Below are 18,352 nucleotides of genomic sequence, written 5' to 3'. Positions count from 1 at the left end.
AAACCTGCGCACACAAAAAAAGCACGGAACGGTCGGTCAGGTGGCCGGGCGCCCCAGAGATCACATACCCCCCGGGGTGTGGGTGCAGCATCGCGCACCCGGAAGGCCATCAGGACCGCCGCCGTGCGGCCGGAATCGGCCGCCCCCTGGCATCGATCAACACCACGCACGTCCCTGCGCGCACGACGCGCTCGACCTTGCGCATGTTCGGGGACAGACCATGCAGCTTCGCGAACGTCGACACAGACCGCAGGTACAGCCTCACCCACCAGGCCACGCGCACCACGACACGCACTTCAAGTTCCGCCATGCTGACGCTCCCTCGCTGTCTTCGCCTTATGGCAGGTCACGCAGATCGCCTGCAGGTTGGCCGGGTCATCTGTTCCGCCGTTCGCCTTCGACACGATGTGGTCGACGTCCGTCGCCTCGGTCACGCGAGCCAGCTTGATGCAGGGCTGGCACAGGCCACCATCACGCTGCAACACTGATGCGCGCAGCTTCTGCCACTGCCAGCCATAGCCGCGCTGCGTGGTGCTGCCCTTGCGGTCCTGCCGCCGCGACCACTGCGACGCAAGGTGCGCGTGCGTCTCGCAGTAGCCCGGCTCAGCGATACGCCGGCCACAGCCAGGTGCTCGGCAGATCGATGCAGCACGCCCCGGCATCAACGCACCGCCAACCAGATCCCGCCTACCACCAGCAGCGCAACCGACATCACGGCGACGGCCGCCACCTCACCACTGCATGCACCGCGACTGGCAGGTTGCGGCAACAGGATCGTGGACGGCACGTCCTGTTGCCGCGCCAGGCGATACTCGGCAAGTACCGGAACCGGATCGAACCCGGTCGCATCATCCCGGCCTGGGAAGTACTCGCACTTGACCGTCACCACCTCATCGACTGCGCATCGCAGCTCAAACGATCGTGTGCTGCGCGGCAGCCCCAACACCTTGACGAGCTGCTGCACGAATGGGTCGTACGACCCCATGAGTCGAGCCATGTCGAACCCCAAAAAGAAAGGCCAGCGCGAACGGGGAGAACGCGCCGGCCTATCGGGAACGGCCCGCCAGTGCGAGCCAGGGAGAAAAAGAAAAGGGCCGAGACACGCGCCTCGGCCCCGGAAACCCTGATCGCGACCGACTCGCTTTCAGGGGAGGAGACACCGTCAATCCGACGAGAAGCTACTCGCCGGATCCGATCCACCTGCATCCCAGTTGCCCGTCGCCCCACCACCATCGAACGAGCCACCGGCGCCCAGCGGCACCGCATCGCGCAGACCGAACGAGCCTTCGTCGGCAGCAGCCCCATCGCAGCTGTATGACGCCAGCAGCATCGCGGCCGGCAGCATCGACATGCCCTCATCGTCCCCACTCGCGCGGGAAGCACTTGGAACCGCCGCGACACGCGGCACCGGCGCGCGACGCGGGACTGACACCGCAGCCTGCAGCAGCGCGCGCGAGGCGAAAACGTCAGGGCTGCGCACACCCATCAGGGTCGGCTCCGGTGAGCGCGCCACCGCCGGCATTGCTGGCACCGGCATGCGGATCAGCGGCAGCTGGTTGCTTCCTCGCCACCAGGCGATCAGTCTGCGAATTCCTTTCATGTCGTCGCTGCCTCCGTTCTGCGCGTGCCGCGCCGTGATCCAGCAGTTCGCGAGTCATGATCGAGCCCACGGCCATTCCAAGCAGACACAGGTACATGACGCGCTCCGGAAATGAAAAAACCCGACGCGGAGGACCGGGCCGGGCTTTCATCTTCACCGCACGCACCGAGCGCACAGCGTAGCGGAAATCTACTGATTCACTGCACGGATTGCAAGAGCAGGTGAAAGGGGGGGCTCTTAACGTTCTGATTCTCAAGGCAATATTTCACCATCACATGCAGCGTCTTTTTCATGTGGTACGCCTGGCGTTCGCTGACCTTCACGCGCTTGGCCACATCGCGCGCCGGCAGGCCGTCGACGTAGAAGCCCATTGCTACCTTGCGCATGTCCAGCGGCAGCTTCAGCACGGCCTTGTGCGTGCGCTCGCACTCATCCTCGAAGGTGGCCACGAACGGGCGCACCGGCACCGTGCGCGCCTCGTCGATCGTCAGGCTGCTTTCCCCGTAGCCGCGCCCGCCATTCCCCTTGTGCAGCCAGGCTGCCCAGGAGCGCAGTCGATCCTTGACCCAGTCATTACTCGCCATGCTCACCTCCGTTTCCCGACGATGGCCCGGACCGACGCGATCCCGCGTTCAGCTACCGAGGCCGTTGCCGGCAGGTTTTCGACTTCGGGAATGCCGGGAATCGGCGGCAGGTGTTCACGCCGCGCGACTTCCCACAGCCTGGTCCAGCGCGCCGCAGCCACCGACCAGATGCCGGGCCGGATCTCGCCCACGCCATAGCGCACCGCCGTCCAGAACGCCGCGCGGCTGCTCCACTGATCGCGCCGCGCAGCGCGCAGCGGCAGCTGCTCGACCGCTTCAGCGTACGCCGCCTCCGGACTCAATTCGCGCACTGTCATCGCTGGGCACCGCCACGCACCAACTTGCGCAACTCGCCCTTACCAGGGTAACCAGGCACACCGCCGATCGATGCCGCGTACGCGGCGTCCTCGACCTTCTGCTGCGCCATGGTCCGCGCAACATTCTGTCGTGCGAGGGCGATTTTTTCGGCATAGACCGTCTGCCACGCATCGCCCTTCTCTTTCGCATTTCGCAACAATACGTGGAAGTACGCCCACTCGTCTTTGATGCCGCCGGGCACGGAGGCCACAGCGCCTCGCAGTTCGTCCAAAACACGCTGGAGCAGCGTTTCGCCCTCCTCGCGCTTCACCTGTGCAAGGTAGGCCCGCTGTTCCGGCGTCACGCGCACCGGCCAAGCCAGATGCTCCTCCCACTCGAGCGCACCCACCCCCCTCTCTGCAAGCTGGGCCGGAGGCCCCTCCCCGCCGCCGTTCTCGTGCTCGTGACGTTCCTCTGAGAGCTGCTGCGCTGTTGCGCGAGGGGGTTGGGGGTCCGACTCGCCCCCCGCGCCGCAGGCGTGGGGGGGTGGCGTAATTGCCTTCTCACTGGACTCTGCCGACCGCGGCGGCTGATCGGCACCGTTATCGGTACCCGCCTGGTGGTGTTGGGGGTCCATCTCACCTCCCGCGCCGCAGGCGTGGGGGGCTGGATGAACACCCTGCGAATCGCGGGGAGGGTTGGGAGGGGTATTGGTTTTACCGGAGACCTGATGTGTGCCGGCTTTCCGCCCCGACCTCCCCTGTGCATAACCCTTGGAACCCTTGCCCGGCGCTGGTTTCGAGGCAGTTCTAGATACTTCCGCACCCCCTCCGGCTTTTTTCGGGTCGAACGAAGACCGGCGGGCGAGCAGCAGGCGGAACCGCAGCTGCAGCTTGGTGCCGATGGACTCCACCAGGCCCACCTTCTCCAGCTGCTCGACGCGGCGGCGCAGCGCCTGCTCGGACGGCTTGCCGCCCCTCACCCCGGGGCGGCTCTCCAGCTCGGTGTCCTCACGCAGCGCATACCAGGAGATCCGCCGCGTCGGCAACCCGCCCACGATGCCGGTAGCGAAGTCCATACGCCGGCGCAGCGCGTTGTACAGGTCGCGCGCGAGGTGGTCGACCTTGCGCGTAGCGGCCCACTCCTCATCACCAATGGCAAACGCGGTCATGCGGCGGCACCTCGCTGGTTAGCACTGCGCGCATCGATCGCCTGGCGCACGCTGAGGCTGACTAGCACACCGAACGCATAGCCAACGCCCCAGGCCTCATGGTGATCCGTACCCGCTGCATAGGGATTTACATAGGGAGACTCGCCGCTCTTGGCGGCGCGAGCGCCCTCCTGCTGAAGGGCGCCGATTGATGCGATGGGATAATCCATAGGGAAATGAGCTACGGCCGCACAGCGGCGGCCTCACAGAGAAAATCGAACGTGGCCACGAATGCAGCCGGGTTGTCGGGCCCGCACTCCACGCGATACGCCTGCGTGGCGGCGACCACTTCCGAACGGTAGGCGGCACGGGCCACGGCGTCGGGCATCCGCTCCCAGCGCTCGCTGCAGATCTGCGCCAGCGCCGACATCTGGCCGGCTGCAGCAAAGACCCAGAACACGTCGCGCAACGGCCAAAAGCCAAGCAGATGCTTGGCGAAGGCGCTCAGACCGCGCAGCCCCTTTTCGTCCGCCAAGCGGCACGTCTCATGCCAGGCGCAGCACAACTGATAGGGCTGCGCGCAGGACAGGCCGATCGCTTCGCGCGTCGACTTGCAGCACGCCATGTCCGGCCGGAAGCGGACTTCCATCTTCATGCGGCCGACAGCCGATCAAAGTGGTACAGGTCGTCATAGACATCGCTCAGCTCGGCGCTGCCGTCGTAGATCCCGACCATGTGCTGCAGCGCCTTGTTGACGCGGAATTGCGCTTCAAAGTTGGGATCTCGGATGCTGAGCAGCCGGAAGACGCGCCCCTCCCCGTGCTTGATGACAAAGATGCCGAAGGGCTCACCACCCTTCAGAACGCGCTTTCTGACGCGGCCGAAGACCGAAGTCAGCTCGCGCTTGGTGAGGGGCTTGCGCGGCCGCAGGACGAGTTTCGGGCGCACGTGACCCTTCGGCGCCACGCTCGGGGCGCCGGGCAACAGATCGATTCGCGTCATGTGAGCTTGCGGATTTCGTCGGAGACAGTAACCGCTTCAATCGACTCCCGAAGCATCGTCAGCGCGGTCATCGCATGCTGGATCTCGGTCAGCACCCGCTCCCCTTCACCGCGCGTGATCATCCCATCGGCCGCGGCCAGGGAGAATTCGGCCATCATTTCGCCGAATTCACGCGCCGCTGCGCCCGCCTGCCGCATGGCGACAGCCACACTCGGCGCCGCCGCATCCACTTGCGGCAGGGGAATGGCAACCATGCCATGGCGCCAGCATATGGCCTGCACCGGGACACTGGATCCAGCAACGCCAGCCTCCTGGCACAGCTCGACAACCAATGAGTACTCTTCAGCGTTAAGAAAATGCGTGTCAATACCGGGCCGCAGCTTGTTACGCAGCACGTTTGGCGAGACCGTCTTGTTTTGGCGCCGGCCCATCGCGTGCGCAAGAGCCTCAATGCTGCCCGGATACCTACGCGCGAGGCTGTAGAGAGCCTCGTGCTGATCGATGTCTGAATACTGGTTCGTCACGTTCGGTAAACCCCCGGAATTTGGCCGTGTCGCCTCCACGTCACAGCCGTATATGCTTCGTCTCAAACGCGGCGCCATGACCGCGAACTTAGGGAGAAACGATGTTCCAACCCAAGCCAAAACTTCTCCGCCTTTTATCCCCTCTGGAGAGACGGCGAATTGCCTCCCAGCGTCGGGGGCGGGCGCAACGCACCCCGGGCAGCTCCCCTGCCACAACCCCTATTCACGCCCCGGCATCCGATGTAGCTGGATCGTGACGTAAGTCATTTCGGGCCAAACCTTCGCCCAGTCTTCCCGCAGGTCCTTCCGGGTCACCATGGCACCGGAATGAAGCTCGATCGCGACGCACAGCTCACACTTGAAATGCCGTGCGCGCCCGGTGCTGATGGCCTTGCGGAGATAGCCCTCTGTCGTACCGATCGCCCTGCAAAACGCCGCGCGGTCGGTCTTGTTGAGGCTGTTGAGATAGGCGAGCAACTTGTCCATGTTCGACCGGAGATTACCATAAAGTAATGCCGGCGAGTACTTTTTAGTGTTTTACCTAAAAGTAATAGCTAGGGATAATTCGCCCTATGACCACCATCGCTGACAACCGCCGCGCGCGCCTCCAACGCCTGATCGAGCTGAAGTACAAGACGCAGGCCGAGTTCATCCGCCAGACCGGCGAGAACCAGGGGGAGATTTCTGCCATCCTGCGCGGCACCAAAGGCTTTGGAGAGAAGAAAGCACGCAAGCTGGAAGACAAGGCTGAGATGCCGACCGGCTGGCTCGACATCCCCTACGACCCGAACGCCCCTCTGTTGCCCCAAATAAGTGCCGCCTCCTCAGCGCATGCTTACAATTTCCCTTCATCGGGAGATAACTTTGAGGCGGGGCCGGATCTGAAGCCGCGCCCTTATCCCGAAATTTCATGGGTGCAAGCGGGGATGTGGACTGAGATTGCCGATAACTTCGAGCCTGCTACGGCGCAGGCGTATCACTATTGCCACAAGGACCTGAGCCCCCACGGCTTCGTCCTGCGGGTAAAGGGTTTTTCGATGACCGCACCAGCCGGCCAGTCGCCCTCTTTCCCGGAAGGCATGCTGTTGTTTGTCAATCCCGACGCGGAAGCGATGCCGGGCAAGTTTGTAATCGTGCGCCGCAACGGCAACGAAGCAACTTTCAAGAAGCTCGTCCAGGTCGACGGCGAGCCATACCTCGAAGCGCTCAACCCCGAATGGCCAAATCGCTTTCTGCGCATGCAGAGCGACGACCACATCTGCGGAGTTGTCGTGACAGCCACTTTCGAGTTGCTGTAACCACTAGCGCTGGCGGGCCTGCACCGAGAGCGACCTAGAGCGCCGGCGGGCCAACCACTCCCACAAAAGGATCTGCGGCGGGGGAGCGGCCACTCTTCCAAAATGCCAAGGGGTGGCGCCTAAGGCACCAGTACGCGCACAAATATCACCTTTTGGTATTGCGGTGAAAATTACCCTTTGGTAATCTATGTCCCGTTTGCGCCATTCGGCGCGGCCCATCGGAGAACCACCATGAAAAAGAGCAAGCGCATCAAAGGCTGGATCCTCGCCACCATCATTTCGGCCGGCATTGCTGGCGCCCACGCCTACGCCGTCCACCAGGACGGTCACGCAGAACCCGCCACGCCCGTCTACCACGCGTGATGCCGGTGCGGCCATACGCCGCGCCACCGCCTCCCGGCGCCCGCCTGGCATGAATCGCCGCCCCTTCTCCAATGCCGCCTTGATCGCTGAGTTCCTGCGCGTCAAGGGCAGCGGCATTGCCGAGGAGGAGGTCAAGAAGCCAGCGATCCGCAAGGCGTTGATCCGCCAGATAACGGCCCGCCTGAAGGCCCAGCGCCTCGCCGAACGCCAGCGTGATCGCAAGACACGTGATGCGATCGACCTGAAGCGCTTGCAGGCCAATGACCTCGACTGAGGACTTCACCATGCTGATAGCACTCACCGGCCAGCCCGGTGTCGGCCAGGATCTCGTAGCCGATTACCTGATGCGCACCCATGCCTTTATCACCACGCCACTCGTCACCGATGACCTACTCATCGAGCACGATGCCGGCCACCACGTTCTGGTCCTCGACGTAAGCAGCCAGATCGAGGCGCAGGAGGTCTATGTCCGCGGCGGCGTCATCGTGCACCTGCTCGACCCCAGCATGCCGAGCTTTGGACCGACGAACGGAATCGTGCTGCGCGCCATCGACCGCGAAGTCGACGCCACGCGCGGCGGCTTCCGCGCCTTCGACGTGCTCGATGCACTCGTCGGCGAGGCCGAGTTTCTCACCACCTGACCGCCATGAGCCGCAACAAGAAGCCACGCAAAGCCCATCGCCCCGCGTGGAACGGCGACGGAATAAAGGTGCGCGCCGAGCCGTGGCGCTGCGCTTCCATATTCGACCCGCTTGACCACATCCTGACCTCCATGGAGACCGACGGCTGCACTGACGCGACACCGGATGGCGTGCCGATTTTCCAAGCCCGCGGAGAGCAGACCTGGTACCAGCTCTGCCCCTCTCTCGAAGGCGTCATCGGCTTCTACGAGATCCACAGCAAGCGACAGCGGCGCCAGGTTCCACTGCGCCCGCTGCAGGTTTTCAAGGCAAAGCTAGAGCACTGCATGCCGCTCGCAGAAGGCGACCTCGCCGCGCTGCGAGACGCCATCCCCACCCTGCGCGCCGAAGCCATGCAGATGACCGTCGCTTACGCGCGCGATTTAGTGAAGACCTTTCAGCTGCGCGACGCCATGGACACCGCGCAGATCCCCACCTCCCCCAGCGCCTAACCGATAGGAGTACCCGTGAACGCCCATCAGTCCGTCGACACACTTCGTCAGATCCCCCTCTCGCAACTCATCCTCTCCCCGCGCAACGCCCGCAAAACCAACCCGGCCGCGCTGGCTGAGCTGGCCGCATCAATCGCCGCGCACGGCCTGCTGCAGAACCTGGTTGTAGCCGACGAGCCCGACGACGGGCCATCGACGGGCCGCCATGAAGTCGTCGCCGGCGGCCGCAGGCTGCGCGCGATGCAGATGCTGGTCAAGCAGGGCCGCCTCGACGCCGACCACCTGGTCCCCTGCACCCTGCGCCAAGGCCTCGACGCAGAAGAAGCCAGCATCGCGGAGAACAGCGCACGCGAGGCCATGCACCCGGCCGATGAGTTCGAAGCATTCAAGCGCCTGGTCGACGCCGGCATCGCCACCGAGGACATTGCCGCCCGCTTTGGTGTCACGCCGCTGGTGGTGCAGCGCCGCCTCAAGCTGGCCAATGTGTCGCCGAAGATGATCCAGATCTATCGCGCCGGCGAGGCCTCGCTCGAGCAGCTGATGGCATTGGCCATCAGCTACCTAAGCCTCGTGCCGAAGACGATGGCGATCGCGGCTGTCACCGAGGCCTGCGGCAAGAAGGCCGCTGCGCCGCTGGCCAGCATGAAGAAGGCTGACCTGGCCGCCAACGCTGAGCAGCTGCTCGCCGGCACCGGCTGGCTGCCGAAGATCCTGCGCGGCCCGAAGAAGGCGGCGCCGAAGCCAACCGCCACAAACAAGCCAGCACGACCACCGGTGCGCTACCGCGACGAGAACGGCAACACCTGGACCGGCCGCGGCAAACGCCCAGGCTGGGTCGAGCAGGCACTCAAAGACGGCAAGACCCTCGACGAACTGCTGGCCAGCTGAACCATCACACCGGAGATCTCCATGCCAAAGCATCACCGCACCAACCGCGCGCCATCCATCACCAGCATCGGCGCACGCATCCCTGAAGAACAAGGCTTGCGACTCGCCGCCACCTCGCGCGAGGCGCACACCCTCCGACAAACGCGCCGCCCCAACGTCGACGACATCGCCGTAGACCAGATGGCCGACGCCATGAAAGCCAAGCTGGCCGAGAAGCGCAAGGAAGGTGCTGGCGGCTGGGACAACCCGCTCGAATGCTCCATCGAGCGGCTTTCGCAGCTGATGGCCGAAGCCATGTGCAAAGGCAAGCTGATCAACGTGGCCAACTATGCCGCGATGTTGCGCGCCCGCGGCGCCGATGAGCAGGTGGTAGCCGAGCACGCCAGGCGCGCTTTTCTTCATGGCAGTCGCGAAGCCATGGCCACCGAGGTCAAGCAGCTCGAAACACTCACCTCATCGCTCTCAAACATCGTGCATGACCAGGTCGTCGTGATGCAGGCCGCCTGGATCGAGTGGGAACACGGGCGCGGCGCCGACGATGCCATGAGCTGGATCCACAACACCCTATGTGGACCGGGTCACATCCCGGACGAAGACGCGCTGTACGGCAAGGAAGCACAGGCCTGGTTCGATGCCAACCAGTCTAATCCCATGCCGCAATGCTTCTGCGGCCGACCCTCGCACATCGGCTGGATGAAGCAAGGGTTCTGCAGTGAGGCGCACTACGCCGAGGCCAAAGCCCGGGCCACGACGAATAGCGAGGCCCCAGCATGAGCGCCCAAGCACAACCGCGCGAATGGTATGCCGCGATCACCAGCCCGATCCGCGGCGTGATGTGCATGGACCGCAGCGCCTGGAACCGCAGCTCGGCCGAGATCGAGCGTGTGCTGGTGCGCGAGGTCCTGCCAGGCGAGCAGCCGACTGCGATCGCCGCCGCAGCGTGCGGAAACGCTGACGTGGCTAGCGCCATCGAGGCCGCCATGACGGATCTCGCGCGCGAGCTGGGCTGCGCCTGGAGCGAGCTCATCCCGCACAACGCTGGGCTTTTCATCCCCGGCCAAGCAAAGGCCTGCGCGAATCCGGTCGACGCCATCCGCCAGCTGTTCGCGCACGTCTACGCCGGCGGCCACGTCATGCGGCCGCCGCGACTTATGCCGGACGCCTCACTGCAGCGCGCCGGCAAGGCCGAGCCCTCCCCTACCGAAGTTGACACGCGCCAGGTGGCGCTTTTCGAGGAATGACCATGAATCCATTTCGCGCATTGATCGCCAACGACGGCTACGCCGCCACGTTTCAATCTCTCGGCCAGTACCGCACTGCGCTGCTAAACGCATGGCCCAGCTTCATCGACCTCGAAAACTTGGCCGACGAGCTGCTCTCCCCGCGGGAGATTCGCCGCGACGCGAACGGCCACCTGCAACACCCCGCCATGCCCTCCCTCGGCGAAAACGTCTGCATCGCTGAGTTCCTTAGCGCATTCGGACTGGAATGCGATGCGGTCGCAATGGAGGACGATGACAGAGTCGCGTGGGACCGCTACACCGAAGCCGAGAACACTGATTGCAGCTTCTGGAATCCATCCATGCCGGCCGGCGACGGCTGGGTGCTGCTGGAGATCTTCGAATCCGAAGACGGCCCCAGCGCCCTCTATGCACGCCGCAAGCCCGAATTGCCGCGCTACTCGCGCCGGGCCCATCCATCACCGTTCGCCGCAAAGGTCACGCGCATCAAACGCCGCAGCGGTGAGCTTGTCGTGCAGCTCGGCCATCAGGCGCCAGATCGCATGTACGCCGGGACCTCGATCACACTTCATTGGGGCACCGATACCACCGCCGCCGACGATGACACAGACCCGACCACGAAGGCACAGTATCGACGCATGTTCCAGGCCGCCTGCTCTGACCTCGGGCTCATTAACGAGAAGCTGGGCCTTGATCCCAATGACGGTGGCGCCGAGCCGATTCTCGCCGCGATCGACGAGCTGCTGGCCACCTCCACGGCAGTCGGCCAAGGCGACCTGGTGGCAGCTGTCAGAGCAATGCTGACCATGCTCGACAGCGGGGAGTGGGCAGAGCATGCCGCCGCCATTACGGGCCGCGGGAACGCACTCGCGCAGCGCCTCGAAGACGCCATCACCGATCTGCACAACGAGGCCTCCGCCAACCGCGACATGCTGGACGACGTGCGCACTGAGCTGGACATGCTTCGCCAAGCGTTGGGCGTGTCCTACGAACCGCACCAGACGCTGCGCGAGCGACTGCTGGACGCCGCGCAGCGTGCCATCAAGGCGGAGACGATCAATGGCTGAACGACACAAGCAACGCATCCGCACCACCACAGTAGCCACCGTTTCACTGACTGTCGAGGTCCACGTCGGCAGCTGGGGCCCTGAATGCGCCCTCTCACAGGTCTACGGGCAGGCGGCAGAAGAAGCGATCAACTCTGTTCGCAACATCGCCCACAAGGCCGGCCAGCAGCACCGGATGCGCGTGATTTCCGTGGATGGAATCAAGGCGATCACCACCAACGTGGAGCACGGCAATGGCTGAAGAGCTTGAGGACCTGACTCCGAACCAGCGCCGCGCACTCGGCAAAGCCCTGTCCGCGCTGCAGACGATGGCAGCCATGTGGGGGGCCGAAATCCGCCTCAGCGAGGTCGCGCAGCGCCTGGCCAATTACCAGCCCGAAGCAGAACGAGCAAAGGCCATTGCCGCGTTCATCGAGCAGGCTTTTATCGAGGGCGCGTATCGCCACTACCTGGACCGTGATCCCGCCGCGCAAACGGAGACCCGACATGGCTGAGCGCCCCATCCTCTTCAGCGGCGCCATGGTGCGCTCCATCCTGGATGGCCAGAAGTCTCAGACACGGCGCGTGGTGAAGCCGCGAAAGGATCGCACTATTGGCTGCGAGTTGGCCGCCAATGAGCTGGCCGGCGAGGTGAACAGCGGCGACTACACCAATAGCCCGTATCAGCCAGGCGACCGCCTGTGGGTGCGCGAGACCTGGCAAGGTCCGATGTGGGATGGTGACTGGGAGGATCGCCCCGCAGACGCGAAATCTCCGAAGTACTGCCAGTATGCGGCCGACGGCGGCCCAATCCCCGAGTACCTGGACGCCGAAGACAACCTGCGCCAAGGCTGGAGGCCCAGCATCCACATGCCGCGCTGGGCCTGCCGTCTGACGCTGGAGATCACCGGCGTGCGGGTGGAGAAGTTGAACGACTGCAGCGAGGCGGATTCCATCGCAGAAGGAGTCACCACGAACATGGCTGGCGACCACCACATCGATGGCACTGACGCACGCCATGCCACCGCGGTCGGCGACCCCGCAGTCAACGCATTCCGCTCGTTGTGGGACAGCATCAACGGTGCCGGAGCATGGGATGCCAACCCGTGGGTCTGGGTGGTGGAGTTCCGGAGGGTTGCCCCATGACGGTCTACGTTGACGACATGGAAGCCAGCTATGGCCGCATGGTGATGTGCCACATGCTGGCCGACTCATCCGAGGAGCTGCTGGCCATGGCCGACAAGATCGGCGTGGCCCGTAAATGGCTCCAGAAGGCCGGCACGCACCACGAACACTTCGACATCGCCAAGAGCAAGCGCGCGCTCGCAATACGGCTTGGTGCCGTCGAGATCGACCGAGAAGGACTGGTTGCCATCCTTCGCCAGAAGCGCGCCACCCTTCGCCCCACCACCACCCCGGAGAAGACACTGTGAGCGAGATCAAGGTGAATCGGTCAGAGGTCAACGAGGAGCGATATTTCGCTCACCTGGACCAGATGCAGTTAGAGATCCTGATAGCAAAGGCTGTTGCGGAGAGCGCCGGACTGGATTTGACCAGCGGCAATGTCAGCATCAGCCGCCTCCGGCTGTCATCGAGGAGCAACAGCACAGGCTACGCATACGAGGCGCAATGCGAGATCGTGGTAGATCGCCGGCCTCAGTCCGCACCCGAGGAGCAACCATGACCCACCCAGCCCTCGCCCGCACCGCGGGCATCCTGTGCAGCAACCCGCAGTTCCAGCGCTTCCTGTCGCACCGCTTTTCGGCGCTCTGGCTCCAGCACAACACTCTCCACGACAAAGAACGTGCCGCGGCTGTTGTTCGCGATGCGTGCGGCATTCAATCACGAACAGAGCTTGATTCAGACACGGAAGCCCGTCATCGATACAACCGATTGATCGGCCTCCCCTTTAGCACGTGGAAGAATAGCCCACAAAACAACGCCTCGTAGCGCGGCTGCAACGTCACAGCGAAAAGTGTCCCCAAGTGGGACACTTTTTTATTTGCGCCTTGCCATTCACGTTTTCAACATATATCGTTCACGCGTGTCAACTACAACGCACACGGAATCCATGAACGAAGAAACGAAGAAGGCCAAGGTCATCGCCATCGTCAACCACAAGGGCGGTTGCGGCAAGACCACATCCACCGTCAACCTGGCCAGCGAATTCGCGCGCCAGGGCAACAGCGTTCTGGTCGTCGACCTCGACCCGCAAGCCAACGCCACGCTGCACATCGGCAATACCCACCCCTCCAAAGTGCCCGTGTCGTCGGCCGAGCTGCTCACAGGCGACGACTCGATGCTGCCGCTCGCCGTACAGGAGGAAACCACCATCGAGGGCGTGAGCCTGATCTCCGGCAGCCTCGCCCTGGGCAAGGCCGAGGACGAACTCAAGGACCTCTCCCCTCGACCCAACGAAGAACTGCGCAGCAAGCTGCAGCCCGCGATCGCGGTGTTTGACGTGATCCTGATCGACTGCCCGCCCAGCCTCAAACTGCTGGCCAGCAACGCGCTAGCCGCCGCCACGCACGTGATCGTCCCGATCGAGGCCGGCGACCAGTACGGCCTCTATGGCGCCGAGGATCTGCTCAAGAAGGTCACGCAAATCCGCCGCATCAATCCGGATCTCGAAATGCTTGGCGCACTGCTGATCAAGTACGACGATCGACAAACGATCTGCAAGCTGCTCGCCGGCCAAGCCGAGAAGACGTTCGGCAAGCTACTGCCCGAGAAGATCTCACAAGGCACCGCAGTGCAAAAGGCCGCCGTCCTGAAGACCAGCACGCACGGCGTGGATCGCAGCTCGAAGCCGGCCCGACAGTTCCGCCAGCTGGCCGCCACACTGGCTAAGCAGCTGCAGCTCAAGGTCAGCGACGACGTTCTGGCCGAGGAGGCCGCAGCGTGAGCAAGAACCTCATGGCGCGGCTCGCGCAGCAGGCGGAGATCAACCGGAAGACCCACCACGAGGCGGAGTTCGCTGACGACTTCGACATCGGCCGCAAGCACACCAAGATCCCGCTCGACCGGATCACCCCCAATCGCTTCCAGCCGCGGCTGGCATTTTCCGACGAGGGTATCCGCGACCTGGCCGAATCCATCGCACAGATCGGCCTGACGCAACCCATTACGGTGCGATCTCTCGATGACGGCTACGAGCTGATCGCCGGCGAGCGCCGCCTGCGCGCCCATCGCCTGCTGAACAAGCCAACCATCGAGGCCATCGTGGTCGATGCCGATGACGGCCAGGCGGCCGCCATGGCGCTGTCGGAGAACATCGACCGCGAGGGCCTCACGGACTTTGAAATTGCCGAGGGCATGCGCCAGCTCGAAGAGCAGTTCCCCAAGCGCAGCCATCTGGCGAAAGCTCTGAACCTCGCCCGGTCCGAGCTGTATCGCTATCTCGCGTTCCGCGATCTACCCGACGAGGTCACCGAGCGCCTGCGCAAACAGCCCGACCTGATCGGGAGAAGGGCGGCCAGCGACATCGTCCAGGCAATCAAGGATGCCCCAGCAATCGCCGGCCGACTGAATGAAGCACTGGATCTGGTCGCCGACAACAAGCTGGAGCAGGGCAGGGTAGTCGCATTCCTGCAGCAGCCGGAAGCCAAACCTTCGGACAAGCCGGAAGCCGCCAAGCCAATCATCCTGAAGCAGGGCAGGGCGCGCATCGGAACCATTGCACGAACCCCGACCGAACTGGTGATCAAGGTCTCGCATCAGGCGCTGCCGCAAGAGAAGGCCGACAAGTTGCAGGCCTTCCTGCAGGAGCTACTGGAAGAGGGCGCCTGAAAAGTGTCCCACCTGGGGACACTTTTTCTGGAGGGAGGAGGGCAGGGCTGTGGACAACTATCGGAATTTGACCGATGCACGATGATAGAGGGCTATCGGATTTCAGCCGATGCGGTATCGGATTCCAGCCGATGCGGTATCGGACTTCAGCCGATGCACTATCGGTTTTTAGCCGATGGTGGATAACTCGCAAAGCCACGCCAGATAAGGGTTTCAGGCGGTTTTCCACAGGGCGCTAACCTTCTTTAACCTCCTTTAACCAAAGGCACGAACCATCGGCTGAAATCCGATAGTGGTCATTCCCGCTATGGACATGTCGCTACGCGACACCGTGAGGACAAGCCATGGACGGGCGATGGCCCGCCCACAGCTTGCCCACACTTGCCCACAGCAGCACAAGGCTTACCACGCACCGGCACGCCCCATGGTTGATAGACAGAAACGGCAAAACCATCGGCCAAAAACCGATAGGCGAGGGCGCCTGACCATCGGCTGAAATCCGATAGTCGCCGCTTTCCACCTTAGTATCGAGACCCTAAACTGACCGCCATGGATCTGATCGAGTTCACCAAGAACGCGCAGGAGCGCGCACTCGCCAAGCAAGAGCAACTGGCCCTGTTCCCGAACTGGGGCCAGAACGTCCGCGGCTTCCCCAACTCCCTGGCTCGCTGCGCGCTGTTCAACGTGACCCACGCCAGGCCAAAGCGACGCATGTTCAAGGACGAGCCGATTGCCAGCATGGAGGGCCTGGACATCCAGTACACCGGCGAGGAACTGCGCCAGGACGACGAAGACGTGTTCCTGCAGCTGCTGCATCTGGCCCGCCACTCACCGGCCGGCACCCGCATCGAATTTACCGGCTACGCCATGCTGAAGCAGCTCGGCTGGGACGTGAGCCAGGCCTACTATGACCGCCTCTACAAGAGCCTCAAGCGGATGACACCGACCATGGTCCGGATCCGGCATGATGCACTGCCGGTGGCATACCATGGCTCCCTCATTCGCAAGTTCCTAACGCCAGCGGATGGCCTCACGGATGGTAAGCGCAGCTGCGTGGTCTACCTGGAGCGCGAGATCGTGACGCTCTTCGGCGGCGACGAGTACTCACGCATCGAGTGGGAACAGCGCCTCAAGCTGGGGCGCCTGGCCAAATGGCTGCACTCTTTCTATCACTCCCACCGCGATCCGCTGCCATTCAAGGTGGCCACCATTCATAAGCTGTGCGGATCGACTGCCAAGAACCTGTTTCACTTCCGCTCGGACATCAAGTGCGCCTTGGCCGAGCTGGTGGAGGTTGGCTTCCTGCGTGATGGCCGAGTAGATGAAAACGACCTAGTGCAAGTAAAACGCGCGCCGCGCCGCATCACTCCATAACAAAGCGGGCACAGTCAGGGAAAGCCTTATCTGGCGCGGCTTCCAGCCAAGGGCAAATCGATCCAGCCAAAAATGCCGCGCAAACGGCAATGCCGATAATTCACCAGCCGCGCCGGTGCCGCCGCTGCGCCGGACAAGGCACTTTAGCCGCAAGACGCGGCGCCGCCTCACCCCAGTTTATGGCGAGTAAGACGCTTTTCGCGTAAGGTTCCTTATGTGAAATCCCCGTTATCGGGATGCCGATATCGGAAAGTGTCACGCCAGCGGCGCCCCATAGATGAAGCGGTAAGCCGAGTAGAGGTTTTGTCAGCGGCGGCGCAGCGCGGCATGCCACCCCAGCCGCGCACCGTCGCGGTCGACCGCAGCCGGCAGCGTGGCCAGCCACGCCTCGCAGCGCTGCCAGGCGGTGGCACGGCGCGCCGCCTCATGGGCGATTGTGGATGCGCACTTGGCGACCTGGCACGTGGCCAGGCGCGGATCGTCGCCACAGTCGTTCAGACAGTCGCAGGGCGCGGGATGCACAGGCGTCGTCATTTGGCGCGCCTCCGGGTCGGGGTGGTGGGCGCCGGGGCCGGCGTGGCGGGCTCGTCGGCGGCCTCGTTTGGCTGGGCCGGCTGCAGCGCCGCCAGTTGGGCGCGCACGGCCGCCAGCTCGTCCTGCGCGTGGCGCAGCTGCTCGTCGGCGTAGGCGTGCTTGGCGTTGGCCTGATAGAGCTCACCCTGCATCTGGTGATATTTATCACTGAGGCCATAGATATGCGCCTGACGCTTCTCCAGCTCGGCGTGCGCGGCGGCAAGTTCCTTTTCCGCCTTGGCCAGCGCCTTGGCTTCTGCCTCCTGCGTGGCGCGCGCCACCGCCGCCGCCTGCTCGGCCGCGGCGCGCTGGGTGCGCTCCTGCTCGAGCGCGGCGCGCAGCGCCGCCAGCTCTTCCTCCAGCCGCGGCATCGCCTCCAGCCGCAGCAGCGCCTTGGCCAGCTCGGTGCGCGCGCCCTCGGCCGCGGCGCGCTCCTCGTCGGCCGATTCCCGGACGGTGGCGAGATCCTCCTCCAGCTGCAGGCCGCGCCCGGCCAGCGCATCGCGCTCGCGCCGTGACGCCTCCAGGTCCTGCTCGAGCGCCTCGATCGTCGCCGCCTGGCGCTCGCTCTCGCCGGCCAGATCGGCATTGACCTGCTGGAGCTCGGCCAGCTCGGCAGCCAGCGCGGCCTTGCCCTCGGCCACCGCCTGACCGACGTAGTCGACCAGCGCGCGCTGCAGCGCCGCCGGCAGCGTGATCGGGGTCTCGGCGGGCTTGACCTGCGCGCCCTGCCATACCGCCAGCAACCGCATCACGGTGGCATTGCTGCCGGTGTTGCCCAGCCGCTCGCGCACCGCGCGCACCGTCGGCTTGGCGCCCGCGGCGCGCAGCGCGTCGGCGGCGGCGTTGACCTGCTCCTGGGTGATGGTCGCTTCCCGTGCCATAACATTCTCCGTTATTCGTTACGTTATGTTTCGTTACGAATGTTATGTTATGGAACACGGGAAGGCAAGAACTACCCACCACCCCCAGGCGGATCCGCTACGGCGTTAAGCTGGTCGCGGACGGCGTTGTAGAGGTCGATGCAGGTGTTGGCATCGCGAATGCCCCGGTTGCCGTCGACGGCAATGGCGTAGAGAGCTGCTCCAGCCGCTGGATCAAGTTCGGCTCGCGCTTCACCAGGTCGACCGGCAGCGCCGGCATCCGCGGCGGCGGCACCGGATCCGGCCTGATAGGCACGGATGGCGAGGGACAGCCGGCGAGTCCCAGCGCGATACTCAGCCAGAGCAGCAGCAGCGGCCATTTTTTCATCGTCAGCTTCCTTCCTGGCTTGCGCCATGATGTTGTCGCGGGCTAGGCCCGCATTGCGCTCCGCCTCGCGGTAGCGCTCGCTCCATTCCCGCGTCAGGTCTGCGGCAGCCGCGAGCTCCCAGGCGTGTGTCGCGCGCAGCTCTGCCAGCTCACGGCCGCGCTCGGACAGCTGCCGCTCATAGCGATTCCCCTGCAGCCACCAGGCGAGCGCACCGCCTAGCACCGCGCCAACGGCCACCA

General features: G+C 64.2%; 33 protein-coding genes. 18 read left to right on the top strand and 15 right to left on the bottom strand.

All coding sequences use genetic code 11. The features are described 5' to 3' along the window. Positions 1-109: 109 nt before the first annotated feature. The 12 genes from AC3WVS_RS30495 to AC3WVS_RS30440 all read right to left on the bottom strand — a co-directional run bounded on the left by AC3WVS_RS30495 (position 110) and on the right by AC3WVS_RS30440 (position 5,643). Positions 110-310 carry a hypothetical protein gene (locus AC3WVS_RS30495; protein WP_492321632.1) on the bottom strand — a complete coding sequence of 67 codons (201 nt, stop codon included), beginning with the start codon at positions 308-310 and terminating at the stop codon, positions 110-112. Further along, positions 297-662: an HNH endonuclease gene (locus AC3WVS_RS30490; RefSeq protein ID WP_492321631.1), complete on the bottom strand. Its 366-nt coding sequence runs from the start codon at positions 660-662 to the stop codon at positions 297-299. The genes AC3WVS_RS30495 and AC3WVS_RS30490 overlap by 14 nt, the downstream gene beginning before the upstream one ends. Continuing rightward, positions 662-964, bottom strand: coding sequence for a hypothetical protein (locus AC3WVS_RS30485; RefSeq protein ID WP_492321630.1), 303 nt, complete (start codon positions 962-964; stop codon positions 662-664). Before AC3WVS_RS30485 ends, AC3WVS_RS30490 begins: the two co-directional genes overlap by 1 nt. 198 nt (positions 965-1,162) lie before the next feature. Next, entirely contained in the window at positions 1,163-1,600 is a 438-nt protein-coding gene (locus AC3WVS_RS30480; protein WP_492321629.1) for a hypothetical protein, read from the bottom strand. A 197-nt stretch (positions 1,601-1,797) separates the two neighbouring features. Beyond that, the gene (locus AC3WVS_RS30475; RefSeq protein ID WP_492321628.1) at positions 1,798-2,184 is read right to left on the bottom strand and encodes a hypothetical protein; all 387 of its coding nucleotides are present in this window, start codon (positions 2,182-2,184) and stop codon (positions 1,798-1,800) included. A gap of 2 nt (positions 2,185-2,186) precedes the next feature. After that, positions 2,187-2,501: a hypothetical protein gene (locus tag AC3WVS_RS30470; RefSeq protein WP_492321627.1), complete on the bottom strand. Its 315-nt coding sequence runs from the start codon at positions 2,499-2,501 to the stop codon at positions 2,187-2,189. Beyond that, entirely contained in the window at positions 2,498-3,652 is a 1,155-nt protein-coding gene (locus tag AC3WVS_RS30465) for a hypothetical protein (RefSeq protein ID WP_492321626.1), read from the bottom strand. Before AC3WVS_RS30465 ends, AC3WVS_RS30470 begins: the two co-directional genes overlap by 4 nt. Then, a complete protein-coding gene (locus AC3WVS_RS30460) occupies positions 3,649-3,861 on the bottom strand; it encodes a hypothetical protein (protein ID WP_492321625.1) in 213 nt (70 codons plus the stop codon). Before AC3WVS_RS30460 ends, AC3WVS_RS30465 begins: the two co-directional genes overlap by 4 nt. A gap of 11 nt (positions 3,862-3,872) precedes the next feature. Further along, positions 3,873-4,286 carry a hypothetical protein gene (locus tag AC3WVS_RS30455; protein ID WP_492321624.1) on the bottom strand — a complete coding sequence of 138 codons (414 nt, stop codon included), beginning with the start codon at positions 4,284-4,286 and terminating at the stop codon, positions 3,873-3,875. Next, positions 4,283-4,633 carry a hypothetical protein gene (locus AC3WVS_RS30450; RefSeq protein ID WP_492321623.1) on the bottom strand — a complete coding sequence of 117 codons (351 nt, stop codon included), beginning with the start codon at positions 4,631-4,633 and terminating at the stop codon, positions 4,283-4,285. The genes AC3WVS_RS30455 and AC3WVS_RS30450 overlap by 4 nt, the downstream gene beginning before the upstream one ends. Next, positions 4,630-5,157, bottom strand: coding sequence for a phage regulatory CII family protein (locus tag AC3WVS_RS30445; RefSeq protein ID WP_492321622.1), 528 nt, complete (start codon positions 5,155-5,157; stop codon positions 4,630-4,632). Before AC3WVS_RS30445 ends, AC3WVS_RS30450 begins: the two co-directional genes overlap by 4 nt. Positions 5,158-5,376: 219 nt before the next feature. Then, on the bottom strand, positions 5,377-5,643 hold the full coding sequence (locus tag AC3WVS_RS30440; RefSeq protein ID WP_492321621.1) for a Cro/Cl family transcriptional regulator: 267 nt from the start codon (positions 5,641-5,643) through the stop codon (positions 5,377-5,379). Between the two features lie 86 nt (positions 5,644-5,729). On the opposite strand from AC3WVS_RS30440, the gene AC3WVS_RS30435 reads away from it, so the two are divergent. From AC3WVS_RS30435 to trfA, 18 genes are all read left to right on the top strand, one after another. Next, positions 5,730-6,455 carry a LexA family protein gene (locus AC3WVS_RS30435; RefSeq protein ID WP_492321620.1) on the top strand — a complete coding sequence of 242 codons (726 nt, stop codon included), beginning with the start codon at positions 5,730-5,732 and terminating at the stop codon, positions 6,453-6,455. 231 nt (positions 6,456-6,686) lie between these two features. Further along, positions 6,687-6,818 (top strand): hypothetical protein, encoded by a 132-nt coding sequence (locus tag AC3WVS_RS30430; protein ID WP_492321619.1) that lies wholly within the window; start codon positions 6,687-6,689, stop codon positions 6,816-6,818. A 49-nt stretch (positions 6,819-6,867) separates the two neighbouring features. Then, positions 6,868-7,092: a hypothetical protein gene (locus AC3WVS_RS30425; protein WP_492321618.1), complete on the top strand. Its 225-nt coding sequence runs from the start codon at positions 6,868-6,870 to the stop codon at positions 7,090-7,092. A 10-nt stretch (positions 7,093-7,102) separates the two neighbouring features. Further along, positions 7,103-7,459: an adenylate kinase family protein gene (locus AC3WVS_RS30420; protein ID WP_492321617.1), complete on the top strand. Its 357-nt coding sequence runs from the start codon at positions 7,103-7,105 to the stop codon at positions 7,457-7,459. Between the two features lie 5 nt (positions 7,460-7,464). Next, the gene (locus tag AC3WVS_RS30415) at positions 7,465-7,950 is read left to right on the top strand and encodes a hypothetical protein (protein ID WP_492321616.1); all 486 of its coding nucleotides are present in this window, start codon (positions 7,465-7,467) and stop codon (positions 7,948-7,950) included. Between the two features lie 15 nt (positions 7,951-7,965). Beyond that, entirely contained in the window at positions 7,966-8,838 is an 873-nt protein-coding gene (locus AC3WVS_RS30410) for an H-NS family nucleoid-associated regulatory protein (protein WP_492321615.1), read from the top strand. A gap of 21 nt (positions 8,839-8,859) precedes the next feature. Continuing rightward, positions 8,860-9,612, top strand: coding sequence for a hypothetical protein (locus AC3WVS_RS30405; RefSeq protein ID WP_492321614.1), 753 nt, complete (start codon positions 8,860-8,862; stop codon positions 9,610-9,612). Next, positions 9,609-10,079 carry a hypothetical protein gene (locus tag AC3WVS_RS30400; RefSeq protein WP_492321613.1) on the top strand — a complete coding sequence of 157 codons (471 nt, stop codon included), beginning with the start codon at positions 9,609-9,611 and terminating at the stop codon, positions 10,077-10,079. Before AC3WVS_RS30405 ends, AC3WVS_RS30400 begins: the two co-directional genes overlap by 4 nt. 2 nt (positions 10,080-10,081) lie before the next feature. Further along, positions 10,082-11,146: a hypothetical protein gene (locus AC3WVS_RS30395; protein ID WP_492321612.1), complete on the top strand. Its 1,065-nt coding sequence runs from the start codon at positions 10,082-10,084 to the stop codon at positions 11,144-11,146. Next, on the top strand, positions 11,139-11,387 hold the full coding sequence (locus AC3WVS_RS30390) for a hypothetical protein (protein WP_492321611.1): 249 nt from the start codon (positions 11,139-11,141) through the stop codon (positions 11,385-11,387). Before AC3WVS_RS30395 ends, AC3WVS_RS30390 begins: the two co-directional genes overlap by 8 nt. Beyond that, a complete protein-coding gene (locus tag AC3WVS_RS30385; RefSeq protein ID WP_492321610.1) occupies positions 11,380-11,640 on the top strand; it encodes a hypothetical protein in 261 nt (86 codons plus the stop codon). Before AC3WVS_RS30390 ends, AC3WVS_RS30385 begins: the two co-directional genes overlap by 8 nt. Further along, entirely contained in the window at positions 11,633-12,271 is a 639-nt protein-coding gene (locus AC3WVS_RS30380; protein ID WP_492321609.1) for a hypothetical protein, read from the top strand. Before AC3WVS_RS30385 ends, AC3WVS_RS30380 begins: the two co-directional genes overlap by 8 nt. Beyond that, positions 12,268-12,558 carry a DUF4031 domain-containing protein gene (locus AC3WVS_RS30375; protein ID WP_492321608.1) on the top strand — a complete coding sequence of 97 codons (291 nt, stop codon included), beginning with the start codon at positions 12,268-12,270 and terminating at the stop codon, positions 12,556-12,558. The genes AC3WVS_RS30380 and AC3WVS_RS30375 overlap by 4 nt, the downstream gene beginning before the upstream one ends. After that, positions 12,555-12,809 (top strand): hypothetical protein, encoded by a 255-nt coding sequence (locus tag AC3WVS_RS30370; protein WP_492321607.1) that lies wholly within the window; start codon positions 12,555-12,557, stop codon positions 12,807-12,809. Before AC3WVS_RS30375 ends, AC3WVS_RS30370 begins: the two co-directional genes overlap by 4 nt. After that, complete coding sequence (locus tag AC3WVS_RS30365) at positions 12,806-13,075, top strand: hypothetical protein (protein WP_492321606.1); 270 nt, start codon at positions 12,806-12,808, stop codon at positions 13,073-13,075. The genes AC3WVS_RS30370 and AC3WVS_RS30365 overlap by 4 nt, the downstream gene beginning before the upstream one ends. Positions 13,076-13,196: 121 nt before the next feature. Further along, positions 13,197-14,030, top strand: a complete 834-nt coding sequence (locus AC3WVS_RS30360) for a ParA family protein (protein ID WP_492321605.1) — start codon at positions 13,197-13,199, stop codon at positions 14,028-14,030. Further along, positions 14,027-14,914: a ParB/RepB/Spo0J family partition protein gene (locus AC3WVS_RS30355; RefSeq protein WP_492321604.1), complete on the top strand. Its 888-nt coding sequence runs from the start codon at positions 14,027-14,029 to the stop codon at positions 14,912-14,914. Before AC3WVS_RS30360 ends, AC3WVS_RS30355 begins: the two co-directional genes overlap by 4 nt. Positions 14,915-15,463: 549 nt before the next feature. Next, entirely contained in the window at positions 15,464-16,288 is an 825-nt protein-coding gene (trfA, locus tag AC3WVS_RS30350; RefSeq protein WP_492321603.1) for a plasmid replication initiator TrfA, read from the top strand. A 306-nt stretch (positions 16,289-16,594) separates the two neighbouring features. On the opposite strand, the gene AC3WVS_RS30345 is transcribed toward trfA, so the two are convergent. The 3 genes from AC3WVS_RS30345 to AC3WVS_RS30335 form a co-directional block, all read right to left on the bottom strand. Beyond that, positions 16,595-16,822, bottom strand: a complete 228-nt coding sequence (locus tag AC3WVS_RS30345; RefSeq protein ID WP_492321602.1) for a hypothetical protein — start codon at positions 16,820-16,822, stop codon at positions 16,595-16,597. Further along, a complete protein-coding gene (locus AC3WVS_RS30340; RefSeq protein WP_492321601.1) occupies positions 16,819-17,745 on the bottom strand; it encodes a DNA-binding protein in 927 nt (308 codons plus the stop codon). The genes AC3WVS_RS30345 and AC3WVS_RS30340 overlap by 4 nt, the downstream gene beginning before the upstream one ends. A 71-nt stretch (positions 17,746-17,816) precedes the next feature. Then, positions 17,817-18,352: lysis system i-spanin subunit Rz (locus tag AC3WVS_RS30335; RefSeq protein WP_492321600.1), on the bottom strand; the 536-nt coding region annotated here is incomplete at its 5' end.

Source organism: Cupriavidus sp. CPT47-8839-RL05A (assembly GCF_058792255.1).
The sequence above is the reverse complement of the archived record's forward strand: the minus strand, read 5'-3'. Positions and strand labels throughout refer to the sequence as shown.

Excerpts from the sequence above, each read along its gene's own strand:
- AC3WVS_RS30495 (WP_492321632.1), bottom strand. The coding sequence starts at position 310 with ATGGCGGAACTTGAAGTGCGTGTCGTGGTGCGCGTGGCCTGGTGGGTG.
- AC3WVS_RS30490 (WP_492321631.1), bottom strand. The coding sequence starts at position 662 with ATGCCGGGGCGTGCTGCATCGATCTGCCGAGCACCTGGCTGTGGCCGG.
- AC3WVS_RS30480 (WP_492321629.1), bottom strand. The coding sequence starts at position 1,600 with ATGAAAGGAATTCGCAGACTGATCGCCTGGTGGCGAGGAAGCAACCAG.
- AC3WVS_RS30475 (WP_492321628.1), bottom strand. The coding sequence starts at position 2,184 with ATGGCGAGTAATGACTGGGTCAAGGATCGACTGCGCTCCTGGGCAGCC.
- AC3WVS_RS30470 (WP_492321627.1), bottom strand. The coding sequence starts at position 2,501 with ATGACAGTGCGCGAATTGAGTCCGGAGGCGGCGTACGCTGAAGCGGTC.
- AC3WVS_RS30465 (WP_492321626.1), bottom strand. The coding sequence starts at position 3,652 with ATGACCGCGTTTGCCATTGGTGATGAGGAGTGGGCCGCTACGCGCAAG.
- AC3WVS_RS30460 (WP_492321625.1), bottom strand. The coding sequence starts at position 3,861 with ATGGATTATCCCATCGCATCAATCGGCGCCCTTCAGCAGGAGGGCGCT.
- AC3WVS_RS30455 (WP_492321624.1), bottom strand. The coding sequence starts at position 4,286 with ATGAAGATGGAAGTCCGCTTCCGGCCGGACATGGCGTGCTGCAAGTCG.
- AC3WVS_RS30450 (WP_492321623.1), bottom strand. The coding sequence starts at position 4,633 with ATGACGCGAATCGATCTGTTGCCCGGCGCCCCGAGCGTGGCGCCGAAG.
- AC3WVS_RS30440 (WP_492321621.1), bottom strand. The coding sequence starts at position 5,643 with ATGGACAAGTTGCTCGCCTATCTCAACAGCCTCAACAAGACCGACCGC.
- AC3WVS_RS30435 (WP_492321620.1), top strand. The coding sequence starts at position 5,730 with ATGACCACCATCGCTGACAACCGCCGCGCGCGCCTCCAACGCCTGATC.
- AC3WVS_RS30430 (WP_492321619.1), top strand. The coding sequence starts at position 6,687 with ATGAAAAAGAGCAAGCGCATCAAAGGCTGGATCCTCGCCACCATCATT.
- AC3WVS_RS30425 (WP_492321618.1), top strand. The coding sequence starts at position 6,868 with ATGAATCGCCGCCCCTTCTCCAATGCCGCCTTGATCGCTGAGTTCCTG.
- AC3WVS_RS30420 (WP_492321617.1), top strand. The coding sequence starts at position 7,103 with ATGCTGATAGCACTCACCGGCCAGCCCGGTGTCGGCCAGGATCTCGTA.
- AC3WVS_RS30415 (WP_492321616.1), top strand. The coding sequence starts at position 7,465 with ATGAGCCGCAACAAGAAGCCACGCAAAGCCCATCGCCCCGCGTGGAAC.
- AC3WVS_RS30405 (WP_492321614.1), top strand. The coding sequence starts at position 8,860 with ATGCCAAAGCATCACCGCACCAACCGCGCGCCATCCATCACCAGCATC.
- AC3WVS_RS30400 (WP_492321613.1), top strand. The coding sequence starts at position 9,609 with ATGAGCGCCCAAGCACAACCGCGCGAATGGTATGCCGCGATCACCAGC.
- AC3WVS_RS30395 (WP_492321612.1), top strand. The coding sequence starts at position 10,082 with ATGAATCCATTTCGCGCATTGATCGCCAACGACGGCTACGCCGCCACG.
- AC3WVS_RS30390 (WP_492321611.1), top strand. The coding sequence starts at position 11,139 with ATGGCTGAACGACACAAGCAACGCATCCGCACCACCACAGTAGCCACC.
- AC3WVS_RS30385 (WP_492321610.1), top strand. The coding sequence starts at position 11,380 with ATGGCTGAAGAGCTTGAGGACCTGACTCCGAACCAGCGCCGCGCACTC.
- AC3WVS_RS30380 (WP_492321609.1), top strand. The coding sequence starts at position 11,633 with ATGGCTGAGCGCCCCATCCTCTTCAGCGGCGCCATGGTGCGCTCCATC.
- AC3WVS_RS30375 (WP_492321608.1), top strand. The coding sequence starts at position 12,268 with ATGACGGTCTACGTTGACGACATGGAAGCCAGCTATGGCCGCATGGTG.
- AC3WVS_RS30365 (WP_492321606.1), top strand. The coding sequence starts at position 12,806 with ATGACCCACCCAGCCCTCGCCCGCACCGCGGGCATCCTGTGCAGCAAC.
- AC3WVS_RS30360 (WP_492321605.1), top strand. The coding sequence starts at position 13,197 with ATGAACGAAGAAACGAAGAAGGCCAAGGTCATCGCCATCGTCAACCAC.
- trfA (WP_492321603.1), top strand. The coding sequence starts at position 15,464 with ATGGATCTGATCGAGTTCACCAAGAACGCGCAGGAGCGCGCACTCGCC.
- AC3WVS_RS30345 (WP_492321602.1), bottom strand. The coding sequence starts at position 16,822 with ATGACGACGCCTGTGCATCCCGCGCCCTGCGACTGTCTGAACGACTGT.
- AC3WVS_RS30340 (WP_492321601.1), bottom strand. The coding sequence starts at position 17,745 with ATGGCACGGGAAGCGACCATCACCCAGGAGCAGGTCAACGCCGCCGCC.